Annotated in this window: 17 protein-coding genes and 1 pseudogene; 10 read left to right on the forward strand and 8 right to left on the reverse strand. The window is 71.1% G+C overall.

Annotated features, from left to right (window positions below; translation table 11 throughout):
* Window positions 1-45: 45 nt before the first annotated feature.
* Window positions 46-579: a hypothetical protein gene (locus IE257_RS19190; RefSeq protein ID WP_372453180.1), complete on the forward strand. Its 534-nt coding sequence runs from the start codon at window positions 46-48 to the stop codon at window positions 577-579.
* Between the two features lie 22 nt (window positions 580-601).
* Here the strand turns inward: IE257_RS19190 and IE257_RS19195 are convergent, their stop codons facing one another.
* Window positions 602-1,360 (reverse strand): DUF4344 domain-containing metallopeptidase, encoded by a 759-nt coding sequence (locus IE257_RS19195; RefSeq protein ID WP_189970266.1) that lies wholly within the window; start codon window positions 1,358-1,360, stop codon window positions 602-604.
* A 152-nt stretch (window positions 1,361-1,512) separates the two neighbouring features.
* Between IE257_RS19195 and IE257_RS19200 the strand changes: the two genes are divergently transcribed.
* Entirely contained in the window at window positions 1,513-4,773 is a 3,261-nt protein-coding gene (locus tag IE257_RS19200; protein WP_189970268.1) for a tetratricopeptide repeat protein, read from the forward strand.
* A gap of 317 nt (window positions 4,774-5,090) precedes the next feature.
* Here the strand turns inward: IE257_RS19200 and IE257_RS19205 are convergent, their stop codons facing one another.
* Complete coding sequence (locus IE257_RS19205) at window positions 5,091-5,324, reverse strand: hypothetical protein (RefSeq protein WP_052873284.1); 234 nt, start codon at window positions 5,322-5,324, stop codon at window positions 5,091-5,093.
* Window positions 5,325-5,326: 2 nt separating this feature from the next.
* Window positions 5,327-6,208 carry a mycothiol conjugate amidase Mca gene (mca, locus tag IE257_RS19210; protein WP_189970269.1) on the reverse strand — a complete coding sequence of 294 codons (882 nt, stop codon included), beginning with the start codon at window positions 6,206-6,208 and terminating at the stop codon, window positions 5,327-5,329.
* A gap of 107 nt (window positions 6,209-6,315) precedes the next feature.
* Here mca and IE257_RS19215 point away from each other — a divergent pair, with 107 nt between their 5' ends.
* Together IE257_RS19215 and greA are read left to right on the forward strand one after the other, a co-directional pair.
* Window positions 6,316-6,729 carry a DUF4307 domain-containing protein gene (locus IE257_RS19215; protein WP_189970271.1) on the forward strand — a complete coding sequence of 138 codons (414 nt, stop codon included), beginning with the start codon at window positions 6,316-6,318 and terminating at the stop codon, window positions 6,727-6,729.
* Window positions 6,730-6,867: 138 nt separating this feature from the next.
* Entirely contained in the window at window positions 6,868-7,365 is a 498-nt protein-coding gene (gene greA, locus IE257_RS19220; RefSeq protein WP_030765152.1) for a transcription elongation factor GreA, read from the forward strand.
* Between the two features lie 94 nt (window positions 7,366-7,459).
* Here greA and IE257_RS38490 read toward each other — a convergent pair.
* A pseudogene (locus IE257_RS38490) lies at window positions 7,460-7,590 on the reverse strand (ABC transporter permease); the annotation flags it as partial.
* Between the two features lie 65 nt (window positions 7,591-7,655).
* Here IE257_RS38490 and IE257_RS19225 point away from each other — a divergent pair.
* On the forward strand, window positions 7,656-7,916 hold the full coding sequence (locus IE257_RS19225) for a hypothetical protein (RefSeq protein WP_189970273.1): 261 nt from the start codon (window positions 7,656-7,658) through the stop codon (window positions 7,914-7,916).
* Window positions 7,917-7,970: 54 nt separating this feature from the next.
* Here IE257_RS19225 and IE257_RS19230 read toward each other — a convergent pair whose 3' ends face one another.
* A complete protein-coding gene (locus tag IE257_RS19230; protein WP_189970275.1) occupies window positions 7,971-9,074 on the reverse strand; it encodes a helix-turn-helix domain-containing protein in 1,104 nt (367 codons plus the stop codon).
* A 513-nt stretch (window positions 9,075-9,587) separates the two neighbouring features.
* Here IE257_RS19230 and IE257_RS19235 point away from each other — a divergent pair.
* A complete protein-coding gene (locus tag IE257_RS19235) occupies window positions 9,588-9,752 on the forward strand; it encodes a hypothetical protein (RefSeq protein WP_189970277.1) in 165 nt (54 codons plus the stop codon).
* A 9-nt stretch (window positions 9,753-9,761) separates the two neighbouring features.
* Window positions 9,762-10,931 carry a methyltransferase domain-containing protein gene (locus tag IE257_RS19240; RefSeq protein WP_189970279.1) on the forward strand — a complete coding sequence of 390 codons (1,170 nt, stop codon included), beginning with the start codon at window positions 9,762-9,764 and terminating at the stop codon, window positions 10,929-10,931.
* A gap of 73 nt (window positions 10,932-11,004) precedes the next feature.
* On the opposite strand, the gene IE257_RS19245 is transcribed toward IE257_RS19240, so the two are convergent.
* From IE257_RS19245 to ilvA, 3 genes are all read right to left on the reverse strand, one after another.
* Window positions 11,005-11,799 (reverse strand): ABC transporter permease, encoded by a 795-nt coding sequence (locus IE257_RS19245; protein ID WP_268251419.1) that lies wholly within the window; start codon window positions 11,797-11,799, stop codon window positions 11,005-11,007.
* The gene (locus IE257_RS19250; RefSeq protein WP_189970281.1) at window positions 11,796-12,818 is read right to left on the reverse strand and encodes an ATP-binding cassette domain-containing protein; all 1,023 of its coding nucleotides are present in this window, start codon (window positions 12,816-12,818) and stop codon (window positions 11,796-11,798) included. Before IE257_RS19250 ends, IE257_RS19245 begins: the two co-directional genes overlap by 4 nt.
* Window positions 12,819-12,953: 135 nt before the next feature.
* The gene (gene ilvA, locus IE257_RS19255) at window positions 12,954-14,189 is read right to left on the reverse strand and encodes a threonine ammonia-lyase (protein WP_189970283.1); all 1,236 of its coding nucleotides are present in this window, start codon (window positions 14,187-14,189) and stop codon (window positions 12,954-12,956) included.
* Window positions 14,190-14,449: 260 nt separating this feature from the next.
* Here ilvA and IE257_RS19260 point away from each other — a divergent pair, with 260 nt between their 5' ends.
* The 3 genes from IE257_RS19260 (at window position 14,450) to IE257_RS19270 (ending at window position 15,702) form a co-directional block, all read left to right on the forward strand.
* Entirely contained in the window at window positions 14,450-14,971 is a 522-nt protein-coding gene (locus IE257_RS19260; RefSeq protein WP_189970285.1) for a MarR family winged helix-turn-helix transcriptional regulator, read from the forward strand.
* Between the two features lie 63 nt (window positions 14,972-15,034).
* The gene (locus tag IE257_RS19265; protein ID WP_229920515.1) at window positions 15,035-15,451 is read left to right on the forward strand and encodes a sigma factor-like helix-turn-helix DNA-binding protein; all 417 of its coding nucleotides are present in this window, start codon (window positions 15,035-15,037) and stop codon (window positions 15,449-15,451) included.
* Entirely contained in the window at window positions 15,448-15,702 is a 255-nt protein-coding gene (locus tag IE257_RS19270) for a hypothetical protein (protein ID WP_189970289.1), read from the forward strand. The genes IE257_RS19265 and IE257_RS19270 overlap by 4 nt, the downstream gene beginning before the upstream one ends.
* Window positions 15,703-15,803 lie beyond the last annotated feature (101 nt).

Below are 15,803 nucleotides of genomic sequence, written 5' to 3' on the forward strand. Positions count from 1 at the left end.
CGCCCACTCGTCAGCCCAGCCTCGACCCGAGCTTAGGAATTGGCCGTGGCCACCACAGACGACGTCACCGAGAGCACACTCCTGCTGGCCGAGTACGACTGCATCAAGGAGGAGCAGAAGACCCGGATAGGCTTCCGTGACAACCTGCTCTACTTCACACTCGCCGCAGCCACCGCGGCCGTGGCGATCACCGTCCAGAGCGGGCAACCTCAACTGCTGCTCGCCGTCCCCGTGATCTGCCTGGTTCTGGGCTGGACCTACCTCGTCAACGACGAGAAGATCTCGTCGATCGGCTGCTACATCCGCGACCAGCTGGGACCGCGGCTGGGCGAGCTCACCGCCGCCCACGGCACGGTGTTCGGCTGGGAGATCTACCATCGCGACGATGCGAGCCGCACCACGCGCAAGCGACTCCAGACAGCTGTGGATCTGTTGACGTACCTGGCCCTGCCGATGCTCTGCTTGACCGCGTTCTGGTGCTCTCCCGCCGCCCAGACCCTACTTGTCATCGTCTCCCTCGCGCAGACGCTTGCTCTGGCCGTACTGGGCTGGCAGTTCCTGCGCTATGCGGAGCGGTAGCTGGGCCCGACGAGGCGCGGGCTCACCGCAGTAGCAGGGTCAGGTCGGCGGTCCAGTGGTCGCGGGTGGTGGTCCAGGTGGCGGCGCAGTGCGCGCGGGCGGGTGTCGCGAGGTCCGGGTGGCGGGCGGGGGCCGCGCCGTAGGCCGCGCAGCGGTGGGATTCCGCGCGGGCCTGGTCCGGGGCGTGTTCGTCGTCCGGATCCGGGATCGGGTCGGCGGCAGCCGCGAGGTCGTAGGCGCGGGCGGCGGTCAGCAGGGTGCGGTCGCCTTCCGGGGTGCGCAGGAGCATCAGCTGGGCGAAGCGGTCGGCCGCGTCCTCCTCGGCGCGGCCCTGGTCGCGGACCGGGAGGTCGAGGGCGTCGATGAGGGCGTGGCCCGCCTCGTGGTGGAGGGTTTCACGGACGACCTCGGCGAGGGGTTCGTCCGCCGGCCGGCGGCCGGCGCCCTCGAAGAGTTTCCGGTCCTCCGCCAGGTCGTCGTAGCAGAGCTCGATCCGGCGGGTCCCGGGGTCGTAGCCACTGCCTTCGCCCGCGCAGGAGCGGGCGACGACCGTGATCCGGTGGGGGACGTCGAGGTAGGCGTTGAGGTCGGCGGTGACGAGCTCGACGAGCCGGCGCTGCTTCAGGAAGCCGGCGCTGTCGTGGTCGGCCGCGGCCGGCTCCTCGTAACGCGGTACGAATCCCCGGGCCGGCCCGGGTGCCTCACATCCGGCCACCACCGCCAGCAGTGCCGTCGCGCACAGGGCCGTGATCGGCGTCCCGTGTGACCTGCGCTTCGTCATATCCCCGCCCGTTCAAACATGTTGGTGTCTTCCGACCCGACTGTAGGAGGAAGTGAGCAGTTCCCTCTGAACTAGCTCAGATTCACTCGCACTTGGCCGGGTCCCGCAGGACACTTGGGGCACGTTGCCGGAGCTCTCTGAGGGGGATGCCGATGCGGGACAGCCATCGCGGTGAGGCCGAGCGGCTGTTGGAGCGGGCCGTGGACGGGGCGGCGGGTGCCGGTGTCGACCGGGCGGCGCTGCTGGCGCGGGGCCGGGAGGCGCTGGACGCGCTCGCCGCGAGTGCGGCGCCCGAGTACGAGGCGTACGTGCGGGCTCTGGACGAGGCGGCGGCCGGGGAGCAGTCGCTCGGCGAGTCCTTCCGGCGGGGGAACACTTCCACGGCTCTGCTGGTGACGGCGGTGGCGGCGGCCACGGCCGTGGGCGCGGACCTGTCGCTGGGTGTCGCGGCCGGTACGGCACTGACGGCGGGGGCCGTGGTGGGGATCGCGGGGGCGGTGGCGACGGTGGCGAAGGTGACCGCGCTGCACCTGCCGGCCGCGAACCGGCGGGCCGGCGAGCTGGGCCGGCCGGGCGGCCCCGAACAGTTGAAGCTGCAGTGGCTGTCGGCGCTGGAGGTGCGCGGGGTACGCCCGTTCCTGGAGCAGCAGCGTGCGGTGGCCGCGGCGGCGCGTGCCGCGCGGCCCGTCGCGCGGCCGGCGCCGCGGCCCGCTCCGCAGTTGCGCGGTACGGACCGCAGCGCGGAGGCGCGGCGGCGCAGTGCCCTGGAGCATTCCTTCGGGCAGTTGCCGGCGCCGGCCGAGGTGTTCGCGGGGCGGCGGTCCGAGCTGACGCGGATCGCGCAGTGGGTGCAGGCGGCCCGGGCGAGTACGGAGACCCGGCCGGTGGTGGTGGTGCTGCACGGGGAGCCGGGCGTGGGGCGTACGACGCTGGCACTGCGGGCTGCGCACGCGCTGCGGGACCAGTTCCGGGGCGCGTGCGTGGTGGACCTGCGGGGCGGTTCGGCCGGGAAGGCGTCAGGGGAGGCGCCGCTGGCGACGCGTGAGGCGCTGCTGCACCTGATGAACCGGTTGGGGGCGCCCCGCGAGCAGTTGCTGTTCCGTGAGGGAGCGTCGGCGGAGCAGCAGGTGCGTCGCCTCGGTGAGCTGTACCACCAGCACCTGCGCGGGTTGCCCGTGACGGTGCTGCTGGACGATGCGGTGGACGCGGCGCAGGTGCACCTGCTGGTGCCGGAGCGTTCCGAGAGCCTGGTGCTGGTGACGGCGCGGGAGCCGTTGGAGCTGTCGGCCGATCTGGCGGCGTGGGTGTACCAGCTGCCGGTGGAGCGGTTGGCTCCGCAGGAGGCGGCGGAGCTGCTCCCTGCGCCGGGGGCGGGTGTGGCGGAGGAGGACGTGGCCGCGGTGGTGGAGCTGAGCGGTGGGCTCCCGCTCGCGCTGCGGATGCTGGCTCCGCTGGCGGGTGAGGGCCGGGCCCTGGTGGGCGGCGCTGCGGTGGCGGCGCATCCGGTGGAGGCGGCGCTGCGCGCGGCCGACGCCCGGCTGGCGGGGCCGGCCCGGCAACTGCTGCGACGGTTGCCGCTGGCCGGGCGGGCGTCGCTGGGCGGTGCGGCGGCGGCCGCGCTGGCCGACGTACCGGAGGCGGCGGCGCTGCGCACGCTGGAGGAGCTGTGGGAGGCGGGACTGATCGAGCGGGTGCGCGGCCAGCGCTTCCGGATGCACGACGCGGTGCGTTCGTACGCGGCGGCGCGGTCGGCCGCTGACCGGGACGTGCACGTGGACGGGGGTGGGGACGGGGAGGCGGCCCGGGACGAGGATGACCGGGCGCAGGCCGCGGCGGCGCACGAGCGGCTGATCCGTAACTACGCGCAGCTCGCGGACTCGGTGATCCGGATGGTCGACGGGAAGATGTCGACGCGGGCGGGCCAGTTCGGGGGGCACGGTTTCACCTCGCTGGATGCGGCGTTGCGCTGGCTGGACGACGAGTCGAGCTTCATCACGGCGGCGCTGCGGCATTCGGAGGGGGTGGACCAGCAGGCGGTGCTCGATCTGCTGGGTGCCCTGTGCGACTTCTGCCTGCTGCGCGGGGACCTGTACCGGCTGGGTGAGATCGACGAGCTGACGCAGGCGGTGGCAGCGGGCCAGAAGGGGCTGCCGGGGCAGCAGGGTCGGCTGGTGCGTTCGGTGCAGTGGCGTACGGGTATCGCGGCGCGCCAGCTGGGCGAGCTGGACAAGGCCCGCACCACGCTGGCCTCGGTGGTCGACCAGTACATGGAGGCCGATCAGGAGGCGGGGGCGGCGATGGCCCTGGTCTCGCTCGGCATCACCCTGCACCACCAGGGCAATCTTCCGGAGGCGGCGGTCCGGATCCGGGAGGCTCTGGTGCTGCAGGAGCCGGCGGAGCTGGCGGGTGACCGGGCGTGGGGTCTGCACGCCCTGGCGGCGGTGGAGCGGGACCGGGCGCACCTGGCGGAGGCGGCGCGGCTGCTGGAGACCTCGCTGGCGCTGCACCGGGAGAGCGAGAGCGTGCACGGGGAGGCGTGGGCGCATTTCCAGCTGGGTCAGGTGCACCTGCGGTTCGGGGACGTGGAGCCGGCGGAGGCGGAGCTGCGGCTGGCGCTGGAGCTGTACGGGCGCACCCGCGACGACCGCGGTGAGGCCTGGGCGCTGACGCAGCTGGGCCGGGCCCGGGTGGTGGACGGGGATCCGGGGCCGGCGGTGGACGGGCTGCGGGAGGCGCTGGCCCGGCACCGGGAGGCGGAGGACGCGCGCGGCGAGGCCTGGACGCAGTACTACCTCGGGCAGGCGCTGGAGGAGGGCGGCGGGCGCGACGAGGCGGTTCGGGAGCTGGAGCGGGCCCGGACGATGTTCTCGCGGATGCGGGACGTGTACGGGCTGGCGTACGCCCGCCACCATTCGGGCCGTGTGACGCGGGACCAGCGGGCGGCGCAGACGGGGAACCTGCGGAACTCCGGCTTCGCCCGGCAGCTGCTGGTGGACGCGCGGGCGGATTTCCGGCGGATCGGGCTGGCCCACGGCGAGGCGTGGACCTGCCTGGAGCTGGCGGTGATCGACGCGGGCAACGGGCGGCTGTCGCAGGCGCTGGGTCTGTGCGAGGAGGCCGTGCGGCTGTTCATCTCGTACGGGGACCGGCGCGGGGAGGACTGGGCGCGGTTCCTGCGGTGCACGATGCTGCCGTACGCGGTACCGGCGGCGCCGGAGGAGGCCCGGGCGGAGCTGGGGCGGCTGGCGGAGGCGCCGCATCCGGCGCGGGACGGCCGGCTGGAGGACTGCCTGGAGACGTACGGGGTGATCCTCGGCCGCGGCGTGGATCCGGCGGAGGGCTGGCAGGCGTGGCGGCTCGGGCTGGTTCCGAACCTGCATGCGCGGGAGGTGATGGGGGTCCCGCGGGCCTGACCAGGCGGAACGCCGCCCGACACGGGCGCCTGGCGGGGACGCGCGGCGGGGACGCGCGGCGCGGGCGCATGGCCGGGACGCGGCGGGGCGCGGGAGCGCGGCGGGACGCGGCGCCCGTCGCCGGGTGCGTCACGCGGTCCGGGCCGGCCGTCCGGCGGTGCGCACGTCTTCCACCCGCGCGCCCGCACGCCGCGCAGCTGCGGAGGCGGGCTCGAAGTCGCGCGGGTGGGCGGTGACGCGGTGATCATGCCGTGCGGAAATGGCCGCCCCACCGGGTTTCCCGGCCGGGCGGCGCACGCACGCGGCGGTCTTCGGCCCTACGGGGCCCGGGTGCCGTCCGCGCCGGGGGCGGCCGGCGCGGCGGGCTCCGGGGCCTCCTGGAAGTCCACCCGGCCCATGTGCCGGTTCATCGACTTCATCAGGGCCCACACGCCGATGGCGAGGGCCGCGAACACGACGAAGCCGAGGAGGCCGGGCGTCACCTTGTTCTTGTCGAAGGTGTCACCCGCCAGCGGGAGGAGCTGGGTCAGTGCTGCCTGCGTAGCGCTCATAGCTACGCATTCTCCCGGATGCCCGCGAAGAGGTCGGACTCGGGGAGGGAAGTGTCGACGAGCGACTTCGCCAGCTCGTACTCCTCGGTGGGCCAGACCTCCTTCTGGATGTCCATCGGGACGCGGAACCAGCCGCCGTCCGGGTCGATCTGCGTGGCGTGCGCGATGAGCGCCTTGTCACGGATCTCGAAGAAGTCGGCGCAGGGCACGTGGGTGGTCAGGGTCCGCTCCTTGCGCTCGAACTCCTTCCACCGCTCCAGCCACTCCCCGTAGGGGGACTCCAGGCCGCGCGCGAGCAGCGCCTCGTGGAGGGCGATGGTGCGCGGCTTGTTGAAGCCCTGGTTGTAGTAGAGCTTCTGCGGCTGGTAGGCCGGGCCGTATTCGCTCTCCGGGTACTTCTCGGTGTCGGCCGCGCCCTCGAAGGCCGCCACGGAGATCTTGTGGGTCATGATGTGGTCGGGGTGCGGGTAGCCCCCGTTCTCGTCGTAGGTGGTGACGACCTGCGGCTTGAAGGCGCGGATCTTCTTCACCAGCTCGCCGGCGGCCTCGTCGACGTCCGCGAGCGCGAAGCAGCCCTCGGGCAGCGGGGGCAGCGGGTCGCCCTCGGGGAGGCCGGAGTCGACGTAGCCGAGCCATTCCTGCTCGATGCCGAGGATGTCGCGTGCCTCGTCCATCTCCCTGGCGCGGACCTCGTGGATGTTCTCCTCGATGTACTTGTCGCCCTGGAGCTTGGGGTTCAGGATCGAGCCGCGCTCGCCACCGGTGCAGGTGACGACCAGCACGGGGATCCCCTCGGACACGTACTTGGCCATGGTGGCCGCGCCCTTGCTCGACTCGTCGTCGGGGTGGGCGTGGACGGCCATCAGTCGAAGCTGCTCGGTCAAAACAGGATCCTCTGCGATTCGGCGCGACACTCAGCTCCTATAGTGACCGAACTGGGGGGCGGAAAATTCCAGGGGTGACCAAGCCGTCCCCGGCGAGAGGAACGATCATGAGCGCGGTGCGCGAGGGACTGACCGAGGGCCGGTACGGCCGGTCGGCGGACGAGCGTACGGACCGGAAGCTCAAGATCATCGGATCGGTGCTGGGTGTCGCGCTACTGGGTGTGATCGGCTGGATCGGCTGGGACTACATCGCGGGCCAGAGCGTGAGCGCCGAGGTGATCAAATTCCAGGTGATTTCGGACACCGAGGTGAAGGTGCACCTGGAGGTCCGCAAGGACTCCTCGGTCACCGGGGTCTGCTCCCTGAGTTCCCAGGACGAGGGGCACGGCGAGGTGGGCCGCGCGGACTTCACCTTCGCCAAGCCCGTGTCGCGGGTGGACGAGGTCGTCACCCTGAAGACCACCACGCGGGCCACCATGGTCGAGCTGGTCGGCTGCCAGCCGGCGGCTTCCGCCCACTGAGGCGCGAAGAGGATTGAAGACGCGCCCCACGAGGCAATGAGCCTCTGGGGTCCTCCCCCTTTTCTTCCCGAATTGTTAGGCTCGTGGTTTCGTCCGCCGCTGGCGGCCAGTAGTCCCCTGTACCGACGAGGAGCACCCGTGACCCAGACGAGCGAAAGCGTCACCTGGCTGACCCAGGCGGCGTACGACCAGCTGAAGGCGGAGCTGGACTACCTCTCTGGTCCCGCCCGCACGGAGATCGCCACGAAGATCGCAGCAGCCCGCGAGGAGGGCGACCTGCGTGAGAACGGTGGCTACCACGCGGCCAAGGAGGAGCAGGGCAAGCAGGAGCTCCGGGTCCGCCAGCTCACGCAGCTCCTGGAGAACGCCAAGGTCGGCACCGCGCCGGCGTCCGACGGCGTGGTGGCCCCGGGCACGCTCGTAAAGATCGCCTTCGACGGCGACGAGGACGACACCATGGAGTTCCTGCTGGCCTCGCGCGAGTACGCGTCCTCGGACTTCGAGACGTACTCCCCCCAGTCCCCGCTGGGCAGCGGTGTGATGGGCAAGGCGATCGGCGAGGACGCCGAATACGAGCTGCCGAACGGCAAGAAGGCCTCGGTCAAGATCCTGGACGTCAAGCCCTTTACCGGCTGATCACCCTCGGTCACCGAATCCTGCCCGACCCGCACGCCGGATGCCCGGCCGGTCTCCACCGGCCGGGCATCTGCGTTCCGCCTCCGCCGTCCTCTCAGCCGTCCGCGCCGCGGTACTTGCGGACCGCGAGGGTGCGGAAGACCAGGACGATCAGGACGATCAGATCAGCGAGGCCCAGACCGGGTGGACCATCGGCCAGGCGTCGGACTGCGAGACGCCCGGGCTACGACGCCGCGGTCGTTCAGTCCGCGGACGAGATCGACCTCTTCTCGATGCTCGCCTTCCCGGCCATGTACCAGACGGAGTACGCCGACAACGCGGTCTCGTTCACCGTCAACTTCCCCGAGTGTAAGTACACGGTCGAAACCGCGGCCAAGATGATCGAGAGCTGGCTGCCGGAGCTGAAGGGCACGACCCTGATGCCTGACGGCACGCGAGCCCAGGCCCCGTACGAGCGGATCACCGAGGAAGAGTTCGACTCCTACGAACTGACGTCCGTCCAGGACGGCACGGACGAGGATTGCGCGACCGGCGCCTGCCCGGTCCGGTGACGGCATGACCAAGACCCCCTGGCCTGATGGCTGGGGGGTCTTTTTGTCGTTGGGTCAACGCTCGATCTCGTCCATGAGCATCCGCAGGGTCAGGCTGTGCTTCTCGGGCGGGAGCGCATCCAGGGCCCTCCGCGCAAATGCAGCGCCGCCGGCACGGTCCCCGGCTCGGGCGAGCATCAGCCCCTTGTGCATCTCCAGGTGTGTGGCGAATCTCGGCAGGCTCTCGGGCAGTTCTCGCGCTGCTTGGTCCTGCGCAGCCACTGCCGCCTTCTCGTCACCCAGGCGGGCGAGAAGGAGAGAACGGAAGACGTTCAATCGCCAGTACGGAACTGCGTAGTCGCTGGTCTGCTCGTGCGATCCGGCCTTGTCGAAGATCAGGCGTCCCTTCGTGTCGAGGTCCAGGGCTGTGGCCCTGTCACCCCGGATGGCTGCCGCGTGGGCCTTGCCGTAGACGGCATTCAGCAGCCCCAGAGACGGCCGATCAGAGATCTCAAGGGCCTGATCCGCCAGGACATCGGCAACGCCCAGCGAGGCCCCCTCGTAGCCCAGCGCGATTGCTGCGCGACCGCGCACCCACACCTGCGCCGAGGCGTCATCCGACCTGTCGGCCGCCCGCGCAGCCATCAGGTACCAATGCACTGCCTTCGCGCCATCCGAGCCCGGAAACGTTTTGGCATACAAGGTCATCAATCGCGACGCGACCGACCAGAGTCGCGGGTCGTCGAGCTGTTGCTGCACGACGACCAGCTCGCCGGACACGCGGCGTTGAATGTCGGCCGCGCCCATGGACATGTACTCGGTCCCGTAAGTGCCCAGCTTGGCCTCCCACTCGTCCGCAGCCGGCCCGCCCTTGAGGCGCGCGGCGAAGCCCTTGGAGAGGAGGTCGGAGGCGACCGTGGGAGCAATGGCCGCCCCCACGATGTCCGTCATAAAAGCGCGTCGTTCCACTTCACCTTCTAGGACTGCGAGGGGTACGTCCAAGACTGCGGAGAGAGCGGTCAGGTAGAAGGGGCCCGGCGTGATCTTGCCGCGCTCCCAATTGCTCACGTACTCGCGGGACAGCGTCGTCCCGTACACCTCGTTGATCTTCTTCGCCAACTGGCCCTGTGACATGGATTGGGCCGTGCGCAGGCTCTTGATCAGTTCCCCAAGGTCCATACGCCCACCTTGCCACTCGCCGGCGCCCCTCATGGTGCCTTCCAACCGGCTGAAAGTCGCCAACAGTAGGCACCTGGGCTGCACTTCACACTACGCATCACACTGGGCCGACACGTTCCGTAGCGGGACGATCGCACTCACCGAACGGAAACGGCGGCGAGGGGCAAATCATGGAAGCCACACGTAACGAGTTCGCGCAGCAGGGAATGCCCGGCGGCGGCGTAGGCGCCCCCGTGATGGTCTCTCTGCCCCGCCCCAGCCCCGAGGCCCCGAACGATGATCCTCGGCAACGGGGCCGTCTGCGTGGCCGAACGCACCATTCGCGTCTACCGGCCTTACCAGCGCACCCCGGCCCAAAGCAGGCCGCCCACAGACTCCGCCCCTGCCAGGACACCCTCCTACCCGGTCGCGGCACGGCCAAGGGACTCGGCAGGGGCGGGAAGGACACCTGTCCCACAGGGCAGGCAGCAGTACCGACATGCGGCATTGAACCTACTCAGGGGAGCATCGACCATGGAGTTCTACCTCTCGTTCGCCGACGGCGGCCAGCACGGCGGCGGCACCGGCTCCGGCCAGGGCGGCAGCCAGCAGGACGACAGCGACAGCGGCGCCAAGCACGGCGGGGGCGGCTCCGACGAGGGCGGCAACACCAGCGACGGCTCCGGCCCGGCCAAGTAAGCAGGCACAGTGACCATTCGCGCAGAGGAGGCGGGCCTGAACGGGCTCGCCTCCGCGCTCGTTGAGACGGGCGCCCTGACATCCGACTGGCTGCCGACCTTCAAGGCGGTACCCCGAGAGTCGTTCGTACCTGCCCGGGTGTGGCCCGGCATCGCGGACGGCACCCGCCAGACCGAGCTCGTGGACCGCGAGAAGGACCCCGAAGCGTGGTTCAAGTGCGTGTACTCGGACATCCCCCTGACGACTCAGTGGGACGACGGCAAGCACGTGGGCGACGGCCTCGGCACCACCCCCACCAGCTCCAACTCGATGCCTCGCATGGTCTTCTCGATGCTCGCCGACCTCGACGTCCGCGAGGGCCACCGCACCCTTGAGATCGGCACTGGCACAGGCTGGAACGCTGGGCTGCTCGCACATCGCCTCGGCGGTGAGAACGTCGTGAGCATCGAGTACGACGAAGCGGTGGCCAAGGGCGCGGGAGAGAACCTGCGCCGCGCCGGCCTCAGTCCCCTCGTCATCGTCGGGGACGGCAGGCTCGGGTACAGCGGCGGTGCGCCGTACGACCGGGTGATCGCTACCTGCTCCATCGGTGAGGTGCCACAGACGTGGATCGAGCAGACGGTACCTGGTGGCGTGATTGTCGCCCCCTGGGGCACTGACTACGGCGGCGAGCACGTCGTCCGTCTGACCGTCGGCGAGGGCGGGACCGCGAGCGGCCCCTTCACCCGCTCCTCCGCGTTCATGCGCCTCAGGCAGCAGCGCACGGCGCGCCCACCGTTTGACGCCTACCTCAAGGGCCAGGAGTGGCCTGCGGACGGCAGGCGGAGCTCCAGCGCCCTCTCCCCCACTGAGATCGGTGGTTGGGTGGAGCAGTTCGTGATCGGGCTCATGGTTCCCGGGGCGTTCTGGCGTGCCGAGCGGTATGAGGGCGGCGCCTACACGCTCTGGACGTACAGCACGGACACGCAGTCATGGGCCTCCGTCGACTACGTCCCGGGGGCCGACGAGTACGAGGTGGTCCAGTCCGGTCCCCGCGATCTCTGGGAAGAGACCGAGGTGGCGTTTCAGTGGTGGTTCAGCCATGGCCGACCGGGGTTCGACCACTTCGGTCTCACCGTAGGGCCTGACACCCAGAGGGCATGGCTCGACACCCCGGAGAACGTCCTCCCGGGCCACTGAGGCCTGGAGCCAGCGTCAGCGGGCATGAAGAAGCCCCCACCTTCGGGTGGGGGCTCCATCGGAAGTCAGGGCATCAACCATCTGCGCGGCGGTACTTCCGTACCGACAGCGTCCGGAAGACCACGACGATCAGAACCGACCAGAGGATCGAGGCCCAGACCGGGTGCTGCATCGGCCAGGCCTCGGACGTCGAGACACCCGGGTTGCCGAACAGGACGCGGCACGCCTGCACGGTCGCGCTGAACGGGTTCCATTCGGCGATGGGCTGGAGCCAGGACGCCATCTGGGCGGAGTCCACGAACGCGATCGAGATGAAGGTGACCGGGAAGAGCCAGATCAGGCCGCCCGAGGTCGCCGCCTCCGGCGTGCGGACCGAGAGGCCGATCAGGGCACCGATCCAGGAGAAGGCGTAGCCGAGGAGGAGCAGCAGGCCGAAGGCCCCCAGCGCCTTCGGGACGCCTTCGTGGATGCGCCAGCCGACGAGGAGGGCGACGATCGTAAGGACGACCACGGTGAGGGCGGTCTGCACCAGGTCCGCCAGCGTGCGGCCGGTCAGGACGGCGCCGCGGGCCATCGGTAGGGACCTGAAGCGGTCGATCAGGCCCTTGTGCATGTCGTCCGCGATGCCGGCGCCCGCGCCGGCCGTGGCGAAGGTGACGGTCTGGGCGAAGATGCCGGCCATCAGGAACTCGCGGTAGACGACGGGGTCCGTCGTGCCCCCGACGGTCATGGAGCCGCCGAAGACGAAGCTGAACAGCACCACGAACATGACTGGCTGGATCACGCCAAACAGGATCATCTCGGGAATTCTGGACATCCGAATCAAGTTCCTGCGGGCAATGACCAGGGAGTCGCTCAGGCCGCTCACTTCGCCGCCTCCTTCCGGGCCGCCTTGCGGCCCTTGACCTCGGGGCCGGCCGCCGCTTCGGCGCGCTCCTCCGCCCGCCGTTCGGCCGCGTGACCGGTCAGGGAGATGAACACGTCGTCGAGGGTGGGGCGGCGCAGCCCGATGTCGTCGATCTCGATGCCCCGGCCGTCCAGTTCGCGGATGACCTCGGCGAGCAGCTTGGCACCGCCCGACACGGGCACGGTCAGCTTGCGGGTGTGCTTCTCGACCGTGGTCTCGCCCTTGCCGAAGCCGGCGAGCACCTCGCGCGCGGTGGTGATGCGGTCCCGCTCGTGGACGACGACCTCCACACGCTCGCCGCCGGTGCGCGCCTTGAGCTGGTCGGAGGTGCCGCGGGCGATGACCTTGCCGTGGTCGACCACGCAGATGTCGTGCGCGAGGTGGTCGGCCTCCTCCAGGTACTGGGTGGTGAGGAGCAGGGTGGTGCCGGCGGCGACCAGTTCCTGGATGATTCCCCACAGTTGCAGGCGGTTGCGGGGGTCGAGGCCGGTGGTCGGTTCGTCCATGAACATCACGGGCGGGCTGACGACGAGGGCGGCCGCGAGGTCGAGGCGCCTGCGCATGCCGCCGGAGTACGTCTTGGCCGTGCGGTCGGCGGCGTCGCCGAGGTTGAAGCGTTCGAGGAGTTCCTCGGCCCGGACCTTCGCCGCTTTGGCCTTCATCTGGTAGAGCTGGCCGACCATCCGGAGGTTCTCACGGCCGGTCAGGTACTCGTCCACGGCCGCGAACTGGCCGGACAGGCCGATGGAGCGGCGGACTTCGTCGGGATGCCGCAGCACGTCGATGCCGGCGACGACGGCCTTGCCGCTGTCGGGCCGGAGGAGGGTGGTCAGGACGCGTACGGTCGTGGTCTTGCCCGCGCCGTTCGGGCCGAGCAGGCCCAGGACGGTGCCTTCGGGGACGTCGAGGTCCACGCCGTCCAGAGCCCGTACGTCGCCGAAGGTCTTGACCAGACCTTCGGCGTAGATAGCGCCTGGCATATGGATTCTCCCAGTGGATCAGGCCATTGGAATCAGAATATTCAAGGCATTCCTAGGCAAATCCTATGGGCGGCGGACACGTCCTGCTCGGCCGATCGGGTGCGGTCCGCGGTCAGGGGCTCGGGCTTTCTCCGGCTACTGGCTCATCACCTTGTATCCGGCGCCGTGCAGGGAACGCGCGACTTCCGCGCAGTGCTCCGGGCCCTTCGTCTCCAGGTGCAGCTCCACCTCCACCTCCGTGAGCCCCAGCCGCGGGTCCGTCCGCACATGGCTCACGTCCAACACGTTCGCATCCACCACTGACAACACCGCCAGGAGCCCGGCCAGCGCCCCGGGCCGGTCGGCCACGCGCAGTCGCAGGGACAGGTACCGGCCCGCCGCCGCCATGCCGTGGCGCAGGATCCGCTGGAGCAGCAGCGGGTCGACGTTCCCGCCGGACAGGACGGCCACCACCGGGCCGCCGCCGTACAGTTCGGGCTCGCTGAGCAGGGCCGCGACCGTGCTGCACCCTGCCGGTTCGACCACCAGCTTGGCCCGCTCCAGGCACAGCAGCAGAGCGCTGGAGAGGGCGTCCTCGGAGACCGTGCGCACGTCGTCCAGGAGCTCGCCGATGATTTTGAAGGGGACGTCGCCGGGGCGGCCGACCTTGATTCCGTCGGCCATCGTGATCGGGTCGTCGATCGAGACGGGGTGCCCGACCTTGAGCGAGGGCGGGTACGCCGCCGCGCCCGCGGCCTGCACGCCGATGATCCGGACGTCCGGGCGCAGCGCCTTCACGGCGACCGCGACCCCGGCCGCGAGCCCGCCACCGCCGATCCCGACGAGGATGGTCCGCACCTCCGGGCACTGCTCCAGGATCTCCAGGCCGACCGTGCCCTGCCCGGCGATGATGTCGCGGTGGTCGAAGGGGTGGATGAACACCGCGCCGGTGCGGTCCGCGTACTCCTGGGCGGCAGCGAGGGTCTCGTCGACGACCTGCCCGTGCATGCGCACCTCGGCGCCGTACTCCTGGGTCGCGGCCACCTTCGGCAGCGGCGCCCCGACCGGCATGAACACGGTGGAGCGGACCCCGAGGAGGGAGGAGGCCAGGGCCACGCCCTGGGCGTGGTTGCCCGCGCTGGCGGCGACGACACCGGCGGCCCGCTGCTCGGGGCGCAGGCCGGCGATGCGTACGTAGGCGCCGCGGAGCTTGAAGGAGCCGGTGCGCTGGAGGTTCTCGCACTTGAGGTGGACCGGCGAGCCGGTGAGGGCGGAGAGGTGCCGGCTGCCCTCCATCGCGGTGACCCGGGAGACGCCGGAGAGCATCTTCTGAGCCCCCCGGACGTCGTCGAGGATGACCTGCGGAACGGGCTGGGGCACGCGGTAGTTCATGCCGCCAGTCTCGCAGCCCGGGCGGGGCCCGGCTCGAGGCGGCGGAAGGGCCGCCGCGCGGACGCGGCGTGCGCGACGCGCAGCGGGCGCGAGGGGTGCGGGCCGGCGGCGCCAGGGGCGATATCTCGCCATCCGGGACGCGCGCGCAGCCGGTCCGCGAACCGGCGGTATCAGTTCTCGTACGAGGCGTACGGGCCGCCGCACGGCCGCGTACTCTGTCCCCCAACCTTGTCGGACCCACGCGAAGAGAGCCCACGGCCATGCCTTCCATCCCGGCCAATTCCGATCTGCCCACGGCGCTCGAGGCGCCCGCCGGAGCCGGTCTCCTCGACGCGCTCCAGCACCAGGTGGCGGTCTTCGCCCGCCGTGCCGAGCAGACCCGTCTGGGCGGTGTGGGCCAGGCCCGCAACTCGATGGACCGTGCCGCCTACCTGCTGCTGAACCGGCTCGACCTGGAGGGCCCGATGGGCGTCAAGGCGCTCGCCGGCGGCATGGGGATCGACTCCTCCACGGTGACCCGGCAGGTCGCGCCGCTGGTCGACAGCGGTCTGGTCAAGCGGACCTCGCACCCCGAGGACGGCCGGGCCGTGGTGCTCGCACTGTCCCCGCGGGGGCTGTCCCGGCTGGAGGAGGTCCGTTCCTCGCGGCGCGAGCTGATGGCCCGGGTGACCGAGGGCTGGAGCGAGGGCGAGCGCGAATCCTTCACCGGGCTGCTGACGCGCTTCAACCTGTCGCTGTCGGAGCTCATGGCGGCCGTGGCCGAAGCAGGTCCCGCTTCCTGAGCGGAGTCCGTCCGTCCTCTTGACCTGGGCCGCCCCGCTGCCCGCACTATGTGGACTATGCGGGTGGTTGATCAACAGGCGGGCTCCTACGCGGAGTTCGAAGCCTTCGTCGCGGGCGCGGCAGGGCGGCTCCTGCATGTCGCCGTACTGCTCACCGGCGAACCGGAATCGGCCCGCCGGCTACTGGCGGGCGCGCTGGCCCGGACGTACGCGAACTGGCGGCGGCTGCGCGCGGACGATCCGTACGACTACACCCGCCAGGAGCTGTGCGCCGCCTTCGCCCGGACCGGCTGGCGCCATCACGGCGGCGCGGGGGTGCTGGCGCGGCTGAGCCCGCCGGAGCGGCTCGTACTCGTCCTGCGGCTCTACGAAGGGGTCGCGGAGGAGGTCACGGCGGCGCAGCTGGGAATGCCGGTCGAGCGGGTACGGGTGCTGTGCAACCGGGCCGTGGCGGCGCTGCGGTCCCGGGAGGCGGCGTGAGCGGGGTTCCGGACCGGAAGGAAGCCCAGATCAGGCACCTGCTGGAGGGGCCGTACCCGGTGGTGCCGGCCGGGCTGGCGGCGGGCGCGGCGGCCCGGGGCGACCGGCTCCTGCGGCGGCGGCGGGCGCTGCGCCGGTTCGGCTGGGCGGTGCTCTTCGCTGCCGCGGTGGCCTTTGTGGTGTGGGCCTCACTGACGCGCCCCTGGGCCGCACCGCCGAGCGGCGTCTCCCCACCCCTACAGGGCTGGTAACCCTCACCGGCCACCTTCCGGGTGCGCCGGGCCACTTCAGCCTCGCCGGGCCATTCCAGCCTCGCCGGGCCACTTCAGCCTCGCCGGCGTTTGAGGCGCGG

The sequence above is a fragment of the Streptomyces avidinii genome (assembly GCF_014650695.1).
In the GTDB taxonomy this organism is placed as follows: Bacteria; Actinomycetota; Actinomycetes; order Streptomycetales; family Streptomycetaceae; genus Streptomyces; species Streptomyces avidinii.

What these genes read in the sequence shown, in the direction of transcription:
- IE257_RS19230 (WP_189970275.1), bottom strand. Translation starts at nt 9,074, where the DNA reads ATGGACCTTGGGGAACTGATCAAGAGCCTGCGCACGGCCCAATCCATG.
- IE257_RS19260 (WP_189970285.1), top strand. Translation starts at nt 14,450, where the DNA reads ATGCCTTCCATCCCGGCCAATTCCGATCTGCCCACGGCGCTCGAGGCG.
- IE257_RS19225 (WP_189970273.1), top strand. Translation starts at nt 7,656, where the DNA reads ATGTACCAGACGGAGTACGCCGACAACGCGGTCTCGTTCACCGTCAAC.
- ilvA (WP_189970283.1), bottom strand. Translation starts at nt 14,189, where the DNA reads ATGAACTACCGCGTGCCCCAGCCCGTTCCGCAGGTCATCCTCGACGAC.
- IE257_RS19250 (WP_189970281.1), bottom strand. Translation starts at nt 12,818, where the DNA reads ATGCCAGGCGCTATCTACGCCGAAGGTCTGGTCAAGACCTTCGGCGAC.
- IE257_RS19205 (WP_052873284.1), bottom strand. Translation starts at nt 5,324, where the DNA reads ATGAGCGCTACGCAGGCAGCACTGACCCAGCTCCTCCCGCTGGCGGGT.
- IE257_RS19215 (WP_189970271.1), top strand. Translation starts at nt 6,316, where the DNA reads ATGAGCGCGGTGCGCGAGGGACTGACCGAGGGCCGGTACGGCCGGTCG.
- IE257_RS19200 (WP_189970268.1), top strand. Translation starts at nt 1,513, where the DNA reads ATGCGGGACAGCCATCGCGGTGAGGCCGAGCGGCTGTTGGAGCGGGCC.
- IE257_RS19195 (WP_189970266.1), bottom strand. Translation starts at nt 1,360, where the DNA reads ATGACGAAGCGCAGGTCACACGGGACGCCGATCACGGCCCTGTGCGCG.
- IE257_RS19235 (WP_189970277.1), top strand. Translation starts at nt 9,588, where the DNA reads ATGGAGTTCTACCTCTCGTTCGCCGACGGCGGCCAGCACGGCGGCGGC.